The organism is Sphaerisporangium krabiense, assembly GCF_014200435.1.
GTDB lineage: Bacteria > Actinomycetota > Actinomycetes > Streptosporangiales > Streptosporangiaceae > Sphaerisporangium > Sphaerisporangium krabiense.
Genome location: NZ_JACHBR010000001.1, coordinates 1436794 through 1451613, shown reverse-complemented (window position 1 = coordinate 1451613; position 14820 = coordinate 1436794). Strand labels below are relative to the sequence as shown.

General features: G+C 70.5%; 18 protein-coding genes. 11 read left to right on the top strand and 7 right to left on the bottom strand.

Annotated features, from left to right (window positions below; genetic code table 11):
- Positions 1-7: 7 nt before the first annotated feature.
- A complete protein-coding gene (locus tag BJ981_RS06310) occupies positions 8-814 on the bottom strand; it encodes an Rv1486c family protein (protein WP_504747768.1) in 807 nt (268 codons plus the stop codon).
- A gap of 83 nt (positions 815-897) precedes the next feature.
- Between BJ981_RS06310 and BJ981_RS06305 the strand changes: the two genes are divergently transcribed.
- The 4 genes from BJ981_RS06305 to BJ981_RS06290 all read left to right on the top strand — a co-directional run bounded on the left by BJ981_RS06305 (position 898) and on the right by BJ981_RS06290 (position 3859).
- Positions 898-1692, top strand: a complete 795-nt coding sequence (locus BJ981_RS06305) for an ABC transporter ATP-binding protein (RefSeq protein ID WP_184608887.1) — start codon at positions 898-900, stop codon at positions 1690-1692.
- A 109-nt stretch (positions 1693-1801) separates the two neighbouring features.
- A complete protein-coding gene (locus BJ981_RS06300) occupies positions 1802-2725 on the top strand; it encodes an SPFH domain-containing protein (protein WP_184608885.1) in 924 nt (307 codons plus the stop codon).
- Between the two features lie 114 nt (positions 2726-2839).
- Positions 2840-3595 carry a sulfite exporter TauE/SafE family protein gene (locus BJ981_RS06295; protein WP_184608883.1) on the top strand — a complete coding sequence of 252 codons (756 nt, stop codon included), beginning with the start codon at positions 2840-2842 and terminating at the stop codon, positions 3593-3595.
- Positions 3596-3607: 12 nt separating this feature from the next.
- A complete protein-coding gene (locus tag BJ981_RS06290; protein WP_239139328.1) occupies positions 3608-3859 on the top strand; it encodes a DUF8836 family protein in 252 nt (83 codons plus the stop codon).
- A gap of 21 nt (positions 3860-3880) precedes the next feature.
- Here the strand turns inward: BJ981_RS06290 and BJ981_RS06285 are convergent, their stop codons facing one another.
- The 4 genes from BJ981_RS06285 to BJ981_RS06270 all read right to left on the bottom strand — a co-directional run bounded on the left by BJ981_RS06285 (position 3881) and on the right by BJ981_RS06270 (position 6667).
- A complete protein-coding gene (locus BJ981_RS06285) occupies positions 3881-4753 on the bottom strand; it encodes a Rieske (2Fe-2S) protein (protein WP_184608882.1) in 873 nt (290 codons plus the stop codon).
- Between the two features lie 135 nt (positions 4754-4888).
- On the bottom strand, positions 4889-5500 hold the full coding sequence (locus BJ981_RS06280; RefSeq protein ID WP_184608880.1) for an HD domain-containing protein: 612 nt from the start codon (positions 5498-5500) through the stop codon (positions 4889-4891).
- Between the two features lie 196 nt (positions 5501-5696).
- A complete protein-coding gene (locus tag BJ981_RS06275; protein ID WP_184608878.1) occupies positions 5697-6356 on the bottom strand; it encodes a hypothetical protein in 660 nt (219 codons plus the stop codon).
- Positions 6353-6667 carry a hypothetical protein gene (locus BJ981_RS06270; RefSeq protein WP_184608877.1) on the bottom strand — a complete coding sequence of 105 codons (315 nt, stop codon included), beginning with the start codon at positions 6665-6667 and terminating at the stop codon, positions 6353-6355. Before BJ981_RS06270 ends, BJ981_RS06275 begins: the two co-directional genes overlap by 4 nt.
- 467 nt (positions 6668-7134) lie before the next feature.
- Between BJ981_RS06270 and BJ981_RS06265 the strand changes: the two genes are divergently transcribed.
- From BJ981_RS06265 to BJ981_RS39050, 4 genes are all read left to right on the top strand, one after another.
- Positions 7135-7995 carry a helix-turn-helix domain-containing protein gene (locus BJ981_RS06265; RefSeq protein WP_184608875.1) on the top strand — a complete coding sequence of 287 codons (861 nt, stop codon included), beginning with the start codon at positions 7135-7137 and terminating at the stop codon, positions 7993-7995.
- Positions 7996-8052: 57 nt separating this feature from the next.
- The gene (locus BJ981_RS06260) at positions 8053-8241 is read left to right on the top strand and encodes a DUF397 domain-containing protein (protein WP_184608873.1); all 189 of its coding nucleotides are present in this window, start codon (positions 8053-8055) and stop codon (positions 8239-8241) included.
- A gap of 49 nt (positions 8242-8290) precedes the next feature.
- Positions 8291-8527, top strand: a complete 237-nt coding sequence (locus BJ981_RS06255) for a DUF397 domain-containing protein (RefSeq protein ID WP_311745339.1) — start codon at positions 8291-8293, stop codon at positions 8525-8527.
- Between the two features lie 286 nt (positions 8528-8813).
- Positions 8814-9638, top strand: a complete 825-nt coding sequence (locus BJ981_RS39050) for a helix-turn-helix domain-containing protein (protein ID WP_184608869.1) — start codon at positions 8814-8816, stop codon at positions 9636-9638.
- An 82-nt stretch (positions 9639-9720) separates the two neighbouring features.
- On the opposite strand, the gene BJ981_RS06245 is transcribed toward BJ981_RS39050, so the two are convergent.
- Positions 9721-11169 (bottom strand): catalase, encoded by a 1449-nt coding sequence (locus BJ981_RS06245; protein WP_184608867.1) that lies wholly within the window; start codon positions 11167-11169, stop codon positions 9721-9723.
- Between the two features lie 305 nt (positions 11170-11474).
- Here BJ981_RS06245 and BJ981_RS06240 point away from each other — a divergent pair, with 305 nt between their 5' ends.
- Both BJ981_RS06240 and BJ981_RS06235 read left to right on the top strand, forming a co-directional pair.
- Positions 11475-12569: a CapA family protein gene (locus tag BJ981_RS06240; RefSeq protein WP_184608865.1), complete on the top strand. Its 1095-nt coding sequence runs from the start codon at positions 11475-11477 to the stop codon at positions 12567-12569.
- A gap of 173 nt (positions 12570-12742) precedes the next feature.
- The gene (locus tag BJ981_RS06235) at positions 12743-13345 is read left to right on the top strand and encodes a TetR/AcrR family transcriptional regulator (protein WP_184615715.1); all 603 of its coding nucleotides are present in this window, start codon (positions 12743-12745) and stop codon (positions 13343-13345) included.
- 17 nt (positions 13346-13362) lie between these two features.
- Here BJ981_RS06235 and BJ981_RS06230 read toward each other — a convergent pair whose 3' ends face one another.
- On the bottom strand, positions 13363-13821 hold the full coding sequence (locus BJ981_RS06230; protein WP_239139333.1) for a MarR family winged helix-turn-helix transcriptional regulator: 459 nt from the start codon (positions 13819-13821) through the stop codon (positions 13363-13365).
- Between the two features lie 136 nt (positions 13822-13957).
- Here BJ981_RS06230 and BJ981_RS06225 point away from each other — a divergent pair, with 136 nt between their 5' ends.
- Positions 13958-14800, top strand: coding sequence for an alpha/beta fold hydrolase (locus tag BJ981_RS06225; RefSeq protein ID WP_204070346.1), 843 nt, complete (start codon positions 13958-13960; stop codon positions 14798-14800).
- Positions 14801-14820: the final 20 nt, after the last annotated feature.

Genomic DNA, 14820 nt, shown 5'->3' with positions numbered 1-14820 from the left:
GCGGCGGTCAGGGCCGGGAGCCGCCCGGAGGCGTGCCGAGCGGGGCCGGGCGGCCCTCCAGGAGCGCGTTGTGGGCGGCCACGCGGGCCCGCCGCACCGCGCGGTCCAGCTCGCGCAGGGCCTGGCCGCGCGTGGCGATCTGCCCGGCGGTCAGGCCGCGGTCGTCGGCCAGGCGCAGCACCGCCGCCAGCCGCCCGGTCAGGGCGGCGACGCGGTGGGCGCGGCCCGGGTATCCGGGCGCGAGTCCCTCGCCGCCGGCGGCGATCGACGGCGGGCCGCCGCCCGGCCCTTCGACGGCGAGCAGGGCGTCGGTGGCCGACCGCATCGCCAGCGTGAGGGCGTGCTCGGCCTCGGCGAGGGCGGGGACGTCGGGCGGGGCCGGCGAGGCGGGCATCGCCGTCCAACGGATGCCGGTGTAGGACGATCCGCGGCGGTCGGGCGCGGGGACCAGGCCGACGCAGCCGCCGGTGAGCAGCGCCGTGGCCGCCTCGCCGGCGTCCACGGCGGCCATGGTGAACGGGGGAGGGCCGGTCAGCCCGAGCGGGTCGCCGGCGACGGGCAGGGAGAGGCGCAGTCCGGTCACGCCCTCGGCGCGGAGGTCGGCGAGGAACACGCGCAGCGGGGTCTCTGTTCCCTCAACGGAGACGACGTGAGGTCCCGCGACGCGCTCCAGCCGGTCCACTGCTTCGTCCAGGCCGACATGTCCGGCAAGCCAAGAATTGCCCCATGCGACCAAGGTGGCGGAGATCGGTGAATCGGGGTGCACCGATCCACGATATGCGTTGATGCTGCAATAGGTTTGGTCCGGAGGCATCGGGCGGGGGCACCCGCGCGGTGAAGCCGGGTGGTTCCGGGGTGACCGGGCCGCCCGGGTTCTATGTCAGGGAGGTAGTGGGGATGGGTGGTCAGGTGCTTCGGCTCCAGGACGTCGCCGTCCGCAGAGATGGCGCGGCCCTGCTGCGGGGCATCGACTGGACCGTCGAGGAGGACGAGCGCTGGGTCGTCATCGGGCCGAACGGCGCGGGGAAGACGACGCTCCTCCAGGTCGCGGCGGCCCTCATGTACCCGAGCGAGGGCACGGCCGAGATCCTCGGCGAGCGGCTCGGCCAGACGGACGTCTTCGATCTGCGGCCCCGCATCGGCCTCGCCAGCTCGGCGATCGCCGAGAAGGTGCCCTCCGACGAGAAGGTCATCGATCTCGTGCTCACCGCCTCGTACGCGATCCTCGGGCGGTGGAACGAGGACTACGACTCCGGCGACGTCACGCGCGCCGTCGAGCTGATCGACCAGCTCGGGGCGGCGCACCTGATCAGGCGCAGGTTCGGCACGCTCTCGGAGGGCGAGCGCAAGCGGGTCCAGATCGCCCGCGCGCTGATGCCCGACCCCGAGCTGCTGCTGCTGGACGAGCCGGCCGCCGGCCTCGACCTCGGCGGCCGCGAGGACCTGGTGCGGCGCCTGTCGACGCTGGCCTACGACGCCACGGCGCCCACGATGGTCCTGGTGACCCACCACGTCGAGGAGGTGCCGAGCGGTTTCACGCACGTCCTGCTCCTGCGCCACGGCGCGGTGGTCGCCCAGGGCCCCCTGGAGTACGTCATGACCGCCGACAACCTCTCGCGCACCTTCGGCGTCCCCCTGAGCCTGGAACGCAGCCCCGAAGGCCGCTGGTACGCCCGAGCCCTCCCTGGATGAGATGAACGGCGCTCTGTGTCGTTTTTGCGGTGAGTTCCGGCAATAGCGGCAATAAACCAAATATCATTCCGGCCCAGACATATTCGCAACCGTCGGGCGGAGTGCCGTGATGACTCAACTGGTCGTGGCCGTGGTCGTGGTGGCCATCGCCGGGTTCGCGTTGTATCGGACCGTCCGTATCGTGCCGCAGGCGCGGGCGTACATCGTGGAGCGGCTCGGGCGCTACCACCGCACGCTGACGCCGGGGCTGAACGTCGTCGTGCCGTTCGTCGACGCGGTGAAGACCACGGTGGACCTGCGCGAACAGGTCGTCTCCTTCCCGCCCCAGCCGGTGATCACCTCCGACAACCTGGTGGTGTCCATCGACACCGTCATCTACTTCCAGGTGACCGATCCCAAGGCCGCGACGTACGAGATCGCCAACTTCCTGACCGGCGTCGAGCAGCTCACCGTCACCACCCTGCGCAACGTCGTCGGCGGCATGGACCTGGAGCGCGCGCTGACCTCCCGTGAGGAGATCAACTCCGAGCTGCGCGGCGTGCTGGACGAGGCCACCGGCAAGTGGGGGATCCGCGTCAACCGGGTCGAGCTCAAGGCCATCGACCCGCCCGCCTCGATCCAGGACTCGATGGAGAAGCAGATGCGCGCCGACCGCGACAAGCGCGCGTCCATCCTGTCGGCCGAGGGGCAGAAGCAGGCGGCGATCCTGACCGCCGAGGGCGAGCGGCAGGCGGCCGTGCTGAAGGCGCGCGGCGAGGCGGAGGCCGCGGTGCTGCGGGCGCAGGCGGACGCCGAGGCGCAGGCCATGCGGGCCAAGGGCCAGGCCGACGCGATCTCGATGGTGTTCCGGGCGATCCACGAGGGCAACCCCGACCAGAACCTGCTCGCCTACCAGTACCTCCAGACGCTGCCGGAGATCGCCAAGGGCGACGCCAACAAGGTGTGGATCGTCCCGTCCGAGATGGGCAAGGCGCTGGAAGGGCTGGGCGGCCTGTTCGACCGCCGCCCGAAGGACGCTCCTCCGGCCCGCTGACCCGGCCGCGCCCCCGTCCCCTGACCTCCCGGATGCCTCCCGGGGCACCCTGCCGCGCGCCGCGCCGGGGCCGACGGCCTAGCATCGGGCGGAGTCTCCAGGAAGGGTGAGGTCGTGACACCGTGGGAGGTCGCCGCGATCCTCGCGGCCGGGCTGGCGGCGGGAGCCATCAACGCGGTCGTGGGCTCGGGCTCGCTGATCACCTTTCCCACCCTGGTCGCCCTCGGGTACCCGCCGATCGTGGCGAACGTGTCCAACAACATCGGCATGGTGGCCGGCGGCGTGTCCAGCGTGCTCGGCTACCGCCCGGAGCTCGCGGGGCAGCGGCGGCGCCTGCTCCGGCTCGGCGTCGGCTCGGTGCTCGGCTCGCTGGCCGGCGGCTTCCTGCTGCTCCTGCTGCCCGCCGAGGCCTTCCGGGTGATCGTCCCCGTCCTGATCGCGCTGGCGTGCGTGCTCGTCGTCGCCCAGCCCCGCCTGCAGGCCTGGCTGTCGGCCCGCCAGGACGACCCGCGCGTGGACGGCGGGGCGTGGCTGTGGCTCGGCGTGTTCGCCGCGGGCGTCTACGGCGGCTACTTCGGCGCGGCGCAGGGAGTGGTGCTGGTCGGCCTGCTCGGCATCTTCCTCGACGAGCACCTGCAGCGCGTCAACGCCGCGAAGAACCTGCTGTCGCTGCTGGTCAACTTCACGGCCGCCGTCCTGTTCACGGTGATCGCCCCGGTCGACTGGTGGGCCGTGCTCTTCGTCTCCCTCGGCACGTTGGTGGGCGGCTTCGTCGGGGCCAAGATCGGCCGCAGGCTGCCGCCGCGGGTGCTGAGAGCGGTGATCGTCTGCGTCGGCGTCATCGCGATAGTCAAACTGGTGTACGGATAACCAGGACCGCAAGTGGGTATTTACCTGGACATGAAGGGTGACCGGGTCGAGATCGTCATAGACGCGGGCGGGACACTCGGACCGCGCACGTACGAGGTCGTCGCGACGAAGGCGGGCCGGCGCGTGGACGTCGCGACCCGCAGGGGCCTGGTCGAGGTGAGCGAGGTGACCAGGAGCGGCACGCCCGTGCGCACGGCGCGTTTCATGGCGAGCCGCATCCTGGCCCTGGTGGAGCATCCGGCGGCCGACCGCGACGGCGGATGAGGCGCCGGGCGGCCGGAAGGCTCAGACCGGGCGCGGGCGCACCTGCACGAGCCCGTCGCCGCGCACGTTGACCTCGAACGACGGCTGCGGCGACGTCGCCGGGCCGTGGACGACCGCGCCGTCCTCCAGCCGGAAGGTGCTGCCGTGCCACGGGCACACCACGCACGCCTCGTCGTTCTCCAGCTTGAGCCGTCCTTGGTGCAGCGGGCCCGCCAAGTGCGAGCAGCGGTCGGCGAGCACCTTCACCTGTGCCCCGTGGCGCAGCACGAAGAGCTGGATGTAGCCGAGCCGCCGGGGGACGGGACGCCCGTCGGGCAGGTCCCACAGCCGGCACAGGTCGTGCCATCCGAGCGGCACGAGATGGGTCGTCGGCTCGGCGTGGGTGGGCCCGGCCGCCATGCGGTACGCCAGGTGGCCGCCCAGATAGCCGCCCACGCCGGCCGCGCCGAGCCCGGCGAACGCCAGGGCGCGCCCCGCGCGGTGGTTCCCGGCCAGCCTCGCCAGCAGGGAACCGGAGTACAGGCCGAGCGCGGTCAGGTTGACCAGCGCGTGCACGAAGCCCACCCGCTGCTGCCCGAGGTGCAGGACCGACCAGTCGGTGATCCCGGCCGCGGCGGTGGGGATGGCTCCGGCGATGCCCGTCGCCAGCACGGCCTGCGAGGCGCGCGGGTCGGCGTCGATGACGTCCAGCACGGCCGTCGCCGTCCAGCAGCCCAGGGTGACGGTCGCGAGCGGGGGATGCAGGGGATGCCCGGTCGGCACGCCGTGCAACAGGTCCCTTATCCGGCTCCCGAGGGGGAGCCTGCGGCGGACCGTCTTGGCCAGCCGCGTGATCACCTGGTCACCCGCCCTGACGTGCTCAAGGCGCTCGGTGACCTTCACCGGCAACGTCATGGGGCCCAGACCCAGGGACTCCCTGATCGTTCGACGGCGTCGCGAGTTGATGGACTTCGAAGTTTCCTCCACTTTCGCCCCCTCTCGCCCTAGGGGACGTACCCCTAAGACCCGGAGGGAACACCGTGAAGAGCGCTACGCGTGGCCGCGAGCCAGGTGGCCGCGGGCCGCCGACAGCTCGACGATCTCGGTCGCGTAGGCGCCCAGCGCCGGCGATCCCTCCCGGATGATCTCGACTTTCTCCATCACTTCCTCGATCGTGACCCCGTGCCGCACCCAGCTGCCGCCCTCGGTGTGGTGGTTGGCCAGCATCGGCGCCAGCCGGTCGAGAGCCCTGGCGAACCTGGCCTCGGGCGTGACCCGCTCCTCGAACTCGTCCCACAGGGCCCGCAGCGTCACCGTCTGGTCCGCGGGGAGAAGCCCGAAGATGCGGTCGGCCGCCGCGCGCTCGGCCTTCCGCTGCACCTCGACCGCCGCCACGTCGTAGACGAACGTGTCGCCCGCGTCGATCTCGACGATGTCGTGGACGAGCAGCATCGCGGTGACGCGGCCGAGGTCCGTGCCCGGCGGCGCGTGCTCGCCGAGGACCATGGCCAGCATCCCGAGGTGCCACGAGTGCTCGGCGTCGTTCTCCCTGCGGGAGCCGTCCATCAAGGTGTTGCGGCGCAGCACGCGCTTCAATTTGTCGATTTCCACGGCGAAACCGACCTGGGCCAGCAGACGTTCCTTATCGGGCACGGTGGTCACGCGGACCAGCCTATTACCGCCAAGCGCCAGAAACCGCCCGGCATCGCCGTTCCCAGGCGTGTCAGGCGAGGGGCACGGCCCGGCCGGCACGCCGCCGGAGACGAACCGGAGAGGGGACCGGAGAGGGAGACGGACGGCGAAGGGCCCGGACGGCCGTGCGCCGTCAGGGCCGTCCGCCGGCAGGGCCTCGTGCGGTTCAGTGCCAGGTCAGCACCTCTCCGGGCCGGTCGTGGCGCTCCGCGCGCCCGGCGATCTCCGGGAACGCCTCCGGGGAGGAGACGTCCAGCGACTCCCAGGAGTACGGGTTCGAGATCAGCCGGTGGACGCCCACGGGTGACCGCGCGGGGACGGTCGCGCGCCGGACGATCTCGACCGTCACCAGGTTGGACCACTTACGGTGCCGGGACACCCGCGCCTCGCTCGCGCCGCAGGCCGCCGCCAGTTCGGGGGCGTAGGCGTGGAAGGACTCCGGGCTGATGCCCGCCCGGCACAGGATCAGCGCCTTCTCGCCCGCCTGCGCCGGGGTGATCCAGAGGATGAGCGGGACGCGGCCGGCGGGGGTCTGCAGCGAGGTGTTCATGAACACCCGCTGCATGCGGCGCCGCGAGTAGACGCACCAGAAGTGCGCCACGAACCGGCTGCGCCCGGCCCTGACCGTCGCCGGGGCGGCGACCAGGCCCGTGAGCAGCCCGAACCCGATCCAGCCGTGCGCCGCGTACGCCCCCACGCCGAACGCGACCGCACCGGTGACCAGGAGGACCTCGCTACGCCTGCGCCACAGCCGGGTGAGGGCTCCGGGCGGGGGAGGCGGCGCGACGTGGTGGTAGGAGCCGTGCCGCGTGTTGCGCGGGTTCATGACCGATCCCTCCCGGTGGGGACGACGCGCCGGGGGGTGGCGTAGAGGAGGTCGTCGCGCCCGGCCGCCGGCCGGGTGCGCACGGCGCGCGGGCCGTCCTCGGGAGGGGTGCCGGGCCCGCCGGCGCCGCGCAACCGGTCGAAGCGCGGGTCCCGGTAGCTCCTCGCGCCGAATCCGGTACGCGTGACCGTCCAGCCGTGCTTTCGCGCCCGCTCGTCCGGTTCGGCGCAGATGGCCCGGTCGGCACGTTCCAGTAATCGGGCCAAGTAGTTCTTGATTCGCGACAATTGCTTGGTACCGTGGTGACTCATCGGAGACTCCTGACTTTGGCTTGGGACGGAGTTCTCGTAACGGCCGGGTCGACAGGTGGCAGCCTTCGGCCCGGCTTTAGTACACGCCCAAAAAGGGCGTTTCATCCCCCATCTGGCAGATGCCGGCGTTCCCGATCTTTCCTCTCTTTGAAGTCGTTGTCCGTGGTGTGGGCGCTGCGGAATCGGGCGTGGGAATGACGCCGGAGGCGGACATGATCGAATGACGTCCCCTGGTCATCTCCGCACGAGATCATTTGGCCCCCCTTCCCGGATCTCCCGGGGTTCTACTTCTCAAATGCTCCCTCATGGCATATTGCCTTGCAAGGCCGTCCGCAAGAAAATCTGAAAGTGATTTCATCTGATGCCGTGCAACTGAATGTGCAAGTTGCACGGGGGAGCGGCTAGGATCAGGTCCGTGGAGGCGACGACGCCTGCGCCCACCACCCGTGTCTCGACGAGGAGGCCGTGTGCCTGACCGTGGCAGTCCTTCTCTCCGCCGTCAGCGGCTCGGCCGGGAACTCCGGCGGCTGCGCGAGCGCGCCGACATGATCGGCGAGGACGCGGCGACCAGACTGGGCTGGTCCGCCGCGAAAGTAAGCCGGATCGAGACCGCGAAGACGTTTCCCACGCCCAAGGACGTCGACGCCCTCTTGGAGCTGTACGAGGCCGAGCCGGCCCTGCGGCGGGACTTGGTGGACCTCCGCCGGAGCGCCGCCCAGAAGGGCTGGTGGGACGAGTACCGCAGTTCCTTGCCCGAACCGACCGTGGAGCTCATCGACCTCGAATCGGAGGCGGTGGAGCTGCGCAACTGGGAACCCCAGGTTGTGCCGGGGCTGTTGCAGACGGAGGCGTACGCGCGGGCGCTGTTCGAGTCGTGGCAGCCGGTGATCCAGATTCCCCCCAAATGGCAGCGCGACCGGGCGGCGGCGCGGATGCGGCGCAAGCAGACTCTCCTGCTGGAGTCCAATCCCGTCGGCTTCTTCGCCGTCTTCGAGGACTCGGTGCTGACGCGCCGGTTCGGGGGGGACGAAGTGATGCGGGAACAGCTGGAACACCTGATCGAGATCTCGGAGCTTCCGCACGTGGAGATGAGGATCCTGGCGCAGGGGACGCCTCCCCTGATGCCGACGGGCCCGTTTCTGTATCTCCAGTTCCCTGACTTTCCGGACGTCGTTTATCTCGAAGAGTACTTCGGGTCGCGCATGGTCCAGGACACGGAACAGGTATTCGCGTACGCACGGGCCTTTGATCATCTGCTCAAGCTGGCGCTGGACGAACCCACATCCCGTGAGTTCATCAAAAAGACACTGTCCGAACGCTGGCACTGAGTGAAACGCTTCATCGGGGGGCGCGAGCTGCCGGCACATGCCCGGAAAGGGAATACTATGCAAACGACCGACGGCGCCGGCCTCGTGTGGCGCAAGAGCAGGCGGAGCGCGAACGGCAACTGTGTGGAGATCGCGGCGGTGGGCGCCGATCTCGTCGGCGTCCGCGACAGTAAGAACCCCGGGGGGCCCGAGCTGCGCGTTCCGCGCCGGGAAATGGCGGCTTTCATGGCCGAGCTGAAAGCCTGATCCGGCAGGCTATCCCGCTGGAATCTTGCGTCCCGCCCCGCTGAAGCTCATGATGCAAGTACTCCTTTGCTGTCTTCTGGGGTGGAGGTCACGAATGTCCGTTACGGGCAGCGGATGTAGGGACTGGCGTAAAAGCTCCTACAGCGTCAACGGTAATTGCGTAGCGGTCGGCGTCGGTGCCGGCGCACAGGTTCTCGTGCGCGACACCAAGAACCCGCGCGGTGCCGTCGTGGCCTGCGGGAGGGTGGCGTGGAACGATTTCGTCCGCAGCATAAAGGCGGGCTGACGCCCCAGCTCCTGGAGGGTCCCGTCCGTCACAGGACGGGGCCTTTTTTCGTGCCCGCTGATGATCGCGTGGCCGCTGACCGTCTTCGCGCAGACGTGACGACTGCTTGCGTATCCGATTACATGGCAACTTGAGGGGTATAGTCACGGATGGTTTGCGACGTAATCATATGTGCAATTTGCAAGATCGCAGATTCCCCGCCGTGGTGACGAGGGGGCGCGATCCCCCTGATGTCCCAGGACGGGAGGCCGGAGTGGTGGAGCGGGGAAATCCTTCGGTCCGGAGGGTGCGGCTGGGGCTGCGGCTGCGGCGGCTCCGGGAGCGCGCGGGGATGGTCGGCGACGCGGCCGCGGCCCGGCTCGGATGGTCCGCGGCGAAGGTGAGCCGGATCGAGACGGCCAGGACCTTTCCCTCCGTGGGCGACGTGGAGGACCTCCTGACGTTGTACGGCGCCGCTCCGGGCGTGCGGCAGGAGGTGTTCGGCCTGTACCGGGACGCCGGGCGGCGGCGCTGGTACGACGAGTACCGCGGAGTGCTGGCCGCCCCCGCGCTGGAGTTGCTGGACCGGGAGGCCGAGGCCGACCGGGCGTGGGAGTGGGAGTCTCAGGTGATCCCGGCGCTGTTACGGACGCATGACTACGCCCGGCTGGTGATGAAGGGCATGCACGCGATCGAGCCGGTTGCCGAGACCACCGTCGCGCGGCGGCTGGAGGCGTTGAAGGCGCGGCAGGAGTATCTGCTCGACGGGTCGCGCCCGTTCACCTTCACGGCCGTGGTGCACGCGTCCGCGCTGCGGCGCCCGCTCGGCGACGCCCGGGTGCTGCGCGACCAACTCCGCCACCTCGTGGAGATGAGCAGGTCGGAGCAGGTGCGGCTCCGGGTCCTCGCCGAGGAGTCCCCGCACCCCATGACGGCCGGCCAGTTCGTCCACCTGCGGTTCCCCGACCTCCCCGCCGTCGTCTACCTGGAGGAGATCCTCGGCACGCGCCTCGTCTCCGACGCCGGCCAGGTCCGCGGCTACGAGCGCGCCTTCGACCACCTGTGCGCCGTCGCCCTCGACGAGGCGGACTCGCGCCTGCTGATCCGTGACATCGCCGGCGCCCGGCGCTGAGCCCGCCGCGAGACGGCGAACGGCTCGCGCCCGTGTGGGGCGCGAGCCGTTCTGCGAGCCGGGGCTCACCCGGAGAGCAGGGTCAGGCGAGGCCGAGGCCGGCGGCGACGCCGTGGCCGAGGTCCTTGTGGACGTTGGTCCAGTACTCCACCACGCGCTTCTTCATGTCGCCGGTGACCTCGGGGGCGGAGGCGTGGCCGACGATGTTGCCCACCAGGTGCTCCCGATCGGTGTCCGACAGCACGTTCTCCCAGAGGGCGCGCGGCTGGACGAAGTCGTCGTCCTCGGCGTGCTTGCGGTAGGCGCTGCGGATGATCTCACCCGCGACCTGGTAGCTCTCGCCCGCGAAGAACGACGGGTCGGCGGCGGGGCCGTTCGCCGAGTTCGGCGCGTACACCGGGTCGCCGGGGTTGCTGTAGCGCATCGCGCCGTCCTTGTTGTAGCTGTGGACGGGCGCCTTCGGCCGGTTCACCGGGAGCTGGAGGTAGTTCGCCCCGATGCGGTACCGGTGGGTGTCCGGGTAGGAGAACAGGCGCCCCTGGAGCATCTTGTCCGGCGAGGCGGCGATGCCGGGGACGAGGTTGGCGGGCTCGAAGGCGGCCTGCTCGACCTCGGCGAAGTAGTTCTCCGGGTTCCGGGTCAGGGTGAGCTTCCCGATCGTGATCTCCGGGTAGTCGGCGTGCGGCCAGACCTTGGTCAGATCGAACGGGTTGAACCGGTAGTCCGCAGCCGCCTCGAACGGCATGACCTGCACGTTCACCGTCCACGACGGGTGGTCGCCGTTCTTGATCGCGGTGAACAGGTCGCGGATGTGGTAGTCGGCGTCCTGGGCGATGACCGCGCCGGCCTCGGCGTCGGTGAAGTTCTCGATGCCCTGGTCGGTCTTGAAGTGGTACTTCACCCAGAACTTCTCGCCCGCCGCGTTGTACCAGAGGAAGGTGTGCGAGCCGAAGCCGTGCATGTTCCGCCAGCTCTTCGGCGTGCCCCGGTCGGTCATCAGGAAGGTGACCTGGTGCGCCGACTCGGGGGAGAGGGTCCAGAAGTCCCACTGCATGTTGTGGTCGCGCAGGTTGTTGTCCGCGCGGCGCTTCTGGCTGTGGATGAAGTCGGAGAACTTCGAGGGGTCGCGGATGAAGAAGATCGGGGTGTTGTTGCCGACCAGGTCGTAGTTGCCCTCGTCGGTGTAGAACTTGATCGCGAAGCCGCGCGGGTCGCGCTGGGTGTCCGCGCTGCCGAGCTCGCCCGCGACCGTGGAGAAGCGCAGGAAGAGGTCGGTCTCCTCGCCCTTCTGGAACAGGCCCGCCTTGGTGAACTGGCTGACGTCCTCGGTGATCCGCAGCACGCCGTACGCGCCGCCGCCCTTGGCGTGCACGACGCGCTCGGGCACCCGCTCGCGGTTGAACTGCGCCATCTTCTGGATGACGTAGTGGTCCTGCAGGAGCAGGGGCCCGTTCGGGCCCACGGAGAGCGAGAACTCGTCGCTCGGGGCGGGAACGCCCGCGTCCGTGGTCGTGTATGGCCGGATGGTCATCGCGTGGTCCTCCGTATCGTCGTCGATGGAGTGCGGCTCCTTGGCCATTGACTCCGACTGGAGGGACGCCTGTCCGGCCCGTGGCCGGTCCACATCCCCCACCACCTGCACCCTAGGCGCTAAACACGAATGATTCAAGTAAGGGAACCATTCAACTGAGGCGATTTCGCCGGGTGGCGGTGTCCATCCGGGAGCGGGAGATGGCATGCTCTTGGGACGATGAGAAGCCAGCCCGTCCCCTGTCCTCTGTCCCCTGCCCCCGGTTCGTCCGAGTACCGCCTCCCGTGCCGATCGAGGTCCGTCGCATGACCCGTTCCGCCCGGCGGGCCGCTCTCGCGCTCCTGGCGGCCGTGATCGCCGGACCGGCCGTCGTGGCCTGCTCCGCGGCGGAGTCGGCGTCGCCCTCGCCCACGTCCGGCGGCAAGACGTCCCCCGAGGGCTCGCCGGAGGCCGAGGCCACCAAGCCGGCGCGCAAGCCGTTCACGATCTCCTTCGGCGGGGACGTCCACTTCGAGGGCGTGCTGCGCGGCCGGCTGGCGAACCCGCGCACGGCGCTCGGCCCGATCTCCGCGGTCCTGCGCAAGTCCGACCTGTCCATGGTCAACCTGGAGACGGCGATCACCCAGGCCGGCACGCCCGCGCCGGGCAAGCAGTTCACCTTCCGCGCGCCGCCGAGCGCCCTGACCGCGCTGAAGGCGGCGGGCGTCGACGTCGCGTCCATGGCCAACAACCACGGCATGGACTACATGCAGGGCGGCCTGCGCGACTCGCTCGCCGCGATCCGCCGCTCGAAGTTCCCGATCGTCGGCATCGGCGCCAACGCCGCGGAGGCGTACAAGCCCTTCAGGAAGACGGTCAACGGCAACCGCGTGGCGATCATCGGGGCCACCCAGGTGCTGGACTCGGAGTTCATCCAGTCCTGGACGGCCACCTCCACGCAGGGCGGGCTGGCCTCGGCCAAGAACGAGGAGCGGCTGATCCAGGCCGTGCGGCAGGCGCGCCGGACGTCCGACACCGTCATCGTGCACCTGCACTGGGGCACCGAACTGCAGAAATGCCCGAACCCGGCGCAGCTCACCCTCGCGCCCAAGCTGATCGCCGCGGGCGCCGACGTCATCGTCGGCGGGCACGCCCACATCCTGCTGGGCAGCGGCTACCTCAAGGGCCGGTACGTCAACTACGGCATGGGCAACTTCGTCTTCTACAACTCGGGCCCCGAGACCGGCGCCACCGGCGTGCTCACGCTGACCGTCAACGGCCGCAAGGTGCTCAAGGACCAGTGGACCCCGGCACGCATCACCGGCGGCATCCCCGTTCCCCTCACCGGCGCCGCGCGGCAGAGCGCGGTGACGAACTGGAAGTCCCTGCGCGGCTGCGCCGGCCTCGCCTCCACCCCGTAGCCGCCCGGTAACGCATTCCGAAATAGGACGACTGGCCGGGAAGGACTGACCTGTTGGCGCGGAGAGGGCAAGATGAACATGTGCCCGGCTTCTCCTCTCCCCAATGCGACGGCGAGCAGGTGCCCCTGCGCCGTAAACCCGCGCAACGTCGTAGCGCCCGCCGGGTCGAGCGCATGCTCGACGCCTGTGCCGAGTTGCTCGACGAGGCCGGCTACGACGCCCTGTCCACGACGCGCATCGCCGCGAGGGCCGATGTCGCGATCGGGTCGGTCTACCAGTTCTTCCCCGACAAGCGGGCGATCACCCAGGCGCTGACCCAGCGCAACGTCGAGATGTTCATCTCGCGGGTGGGCCGCCGGTTCATGGAGGACGAGTACCCCGACTGGTGGCACGCGGTGGACGCCATCATCGACGAGTACGTCGACATGCACAGGACCGTTCCAGGGTTCCGGTCCCTCCGATTCGGCGACGCCGTCGATCTCAACCTGCTCGACTCGGCCTCGGAGAACAACACCGTCATCGCGGGGCGGCTGCGCGGCCTGCTGCTCCAGGAGTTCGGCATGGCCGACAGCGAGGACCTGGACCTCAGCCTCACCGTCGCGGTCGAGGCGGGCGGCGCGGTGCTGGCGCTGGCCTTCCGCCGCGACCCGGGGGGCCACGCGCCGCTGATCGAGGAGGCCAAGCGGTTGATCCGCGAGTACCTGTCGAGCCAGCTGCGCGCCCAGCGGGACGCGCTGTCCGGCAGGCGCGGCGAGGTCCCCGCCGCGACGAGCTGACCTTCGCCGGGCGGGGGTCAGCGGGCCGGGCGCATGCGCCGCAGCGCCTCGGGCGTGAGCTGCTCGGCGAGTGACTCCAGCAGGGCCACCACCCGCGCGACCCGCTCGGGATCGCCGGTGCCGAGGGCCGCGGCCAGGGCGTCGTCCACCGGGGTCGCCGCGACCTGCGCCGCCCGGGGGGAGATCTCGGAGGACTGGCGGACGAGCATGCGCCGGCGGTCGCGGGGGTCGGGCGCGGTCTCGACGACGCCGGTCGCGCGCAGCCGGGCGACGGCCTCGGAGACGCGGCTCTGCGGCAGGCCGGTCCTGGCGGCTATCTCGCCGATCGCGCTGTCCGGATGTTCGGCGACGTCGATGCGGACGATCAGGACCGTGCGGACGCTGGTCGTGTGGTCGCCGATGCCCTCGGTGGGGAGGGCGTCCTCACCGATCTTCATCAACGTGCGTCCCAGCAGGAACAACTCGACTCCGTTCACACGATCACAATACATCCTCTTGGATGCATCCTTGTGAATACATCCAAGAGGATGTATCTTTTTGGATGTATCCGGATCGGATGCGTCTGTGTCCACAGTGATCGCGGTGGGTAGGCACCGCGGGGGAGGAAGATCGATGAGCGCCATGAGAAGCGACATGCTGGACGTGCCCGGCGCGCGCCTGTACCACGAGGTCCGCGGCTCGGGCCCGCTGCTGCTCGTGCTCCAGGGCGGCGAGGGCGACGCCGAGCGCACCAAGGGCCTGGTCGCGCGCCTCGACCGCGACCACACCGTCGTCACCTACGACCGCAGGGGCCTGTCCAGGAGCGTCCCCGGCGATCCGGGCGCCCTCATCACGGTGGAGAGGCACGCCGACGACGTCCACCGCCTGCTGGCCGCGCTCACGACCGAGCCGGCGCTGCTGCTGGGCTCCAGTTACGGCGGTCTCATCGGCCTCGCCCTCGCCTCCCGCCACCCTGAGCAGGTCGGCACGCTCGTCGTGCACGAGCCGCCCGCGCTGTCGCTTCTGACGCCCGGCGCGCGCGCCGACGCGGACGCGGTGCTGGCGCGGCTGGAGGAGACCTACCGCGACGAGGGCTGGGGCGCGGCCTTCAAGATGCTGGCCGAGGTCACCGGCGCCGGGTTCGCCGACAGGGAGCCCGACGTCGAGCTGCCGCCGCCGGTGTCCCGCGAGCGCATCGCCAACATGCACTTCTTCTTCACCCACGACATCCCCGCCACGCGCCACTGCGAGCTGGACGTCCCGGCCATCGCCGCGCTCAAGGGCACGTCGACCCGTGTCGTGCCGGCGGCCGGGCGCACGACCGCGCGGGGCTTCTTCGACCACGCCTGCGCCGAGGAGCTGGCGCTGCTGCTCGGGACGGAGGTCGCGGAGTTCCCCGGCGGCCACAACGGGCTGACCTCGCACCCGAAGGCGTTCGCGGCACGGCTGCGCGAGGTCTTCGACGCGGCCGTCTGACCGGCGGCAGGAGATCACGC

Bases quoted from the DNA above. Each gene is read 5' to 3' on its own strand.
- BJ981_RS06310 (WP_504747768.1), bottom strand. From the start codon at position 814: ATGCCTCCGGACCAAACCTATTGCAGCATCAACGCATATCGTGGATCG.
- BJ981_RS06305 (WP_184608887.1), top strand. From the start codon at position 898: ATGGGTGGTCAGGTGCTTCGGCTCCAGGACGTCGCCGTCCGCAGAGAT.
- BJ981_RS06300 (WP_184608885.1), top strand. From the start codon at position 1,802: ATGACTCAACTGGTCGTGGCCGTGGTCGTGGTGGCCATCGCCGGGTTC.
- BJ981_RS06285 (WP_184608882.1), bottom strand. From the start codon at position 4,753: ATGACGTTGCCGGTGAAGGTCACCGAGCGCCTTGAGCACGTCAGGGCG.
- BJ981_RS06275 (WP_184608878.1), bottom strand. From the start codon at position 6,356: ATGAACCCGCGCAACACGCGGCACGGCTCCTACCACCACGTCGCGCCG.
- BJ981_RS06270 (WP_184608877.1), bottom strand. From the start codon at position 6,667: ATGAGTCACCACGGTACCAAGCAATTGTCGCGAATCAAGAACTACTTG.
- BJ981_RS06260 (WP_184608873.1), top strand. From the start codon at position 8,053: ATGCAAACGACCGACGGCGCCGGCCTCGTGTGGCGCAAGAGCAGGCGG.
- BJ981_RS06255 (WP_311745339.1), top strand. From the start codon at position 8,291: ATGATGCAAGTACTCCTTTGCTGTCTTCTGGGGTGGAGGTCACGAATG.
- BJ981_RS06245 (WP_184608867.1), bottom strand. From the start codon at position 11,169: ATGACCATCCGGCCATACACGACCACGGACGCGGGCGTTCCCGCCCCG.
- BJ981_RS06240 (WP_184608865.1), top strand. From the start codon at position 11,475: ATGACCCGTTCCGCCCGGCGGGCCGCTCTCGCGCTCCTGGCGGCCGTG.
- BJ981_RS06235 (WP_184615715.1), top strand. From the start codon at position 12,743: ATGCTCGACGCCTGTGCCGAGTTGCTCGACGAGGCCGGCTACGACGCC.
- BJ981_RS06225 (WP_204070346.1), top strand. From the start codon at position 13,958: ATGAGCGCCATGAGAAGCGACATGCTGGACGTGCCCGGCGCGCGCCTG.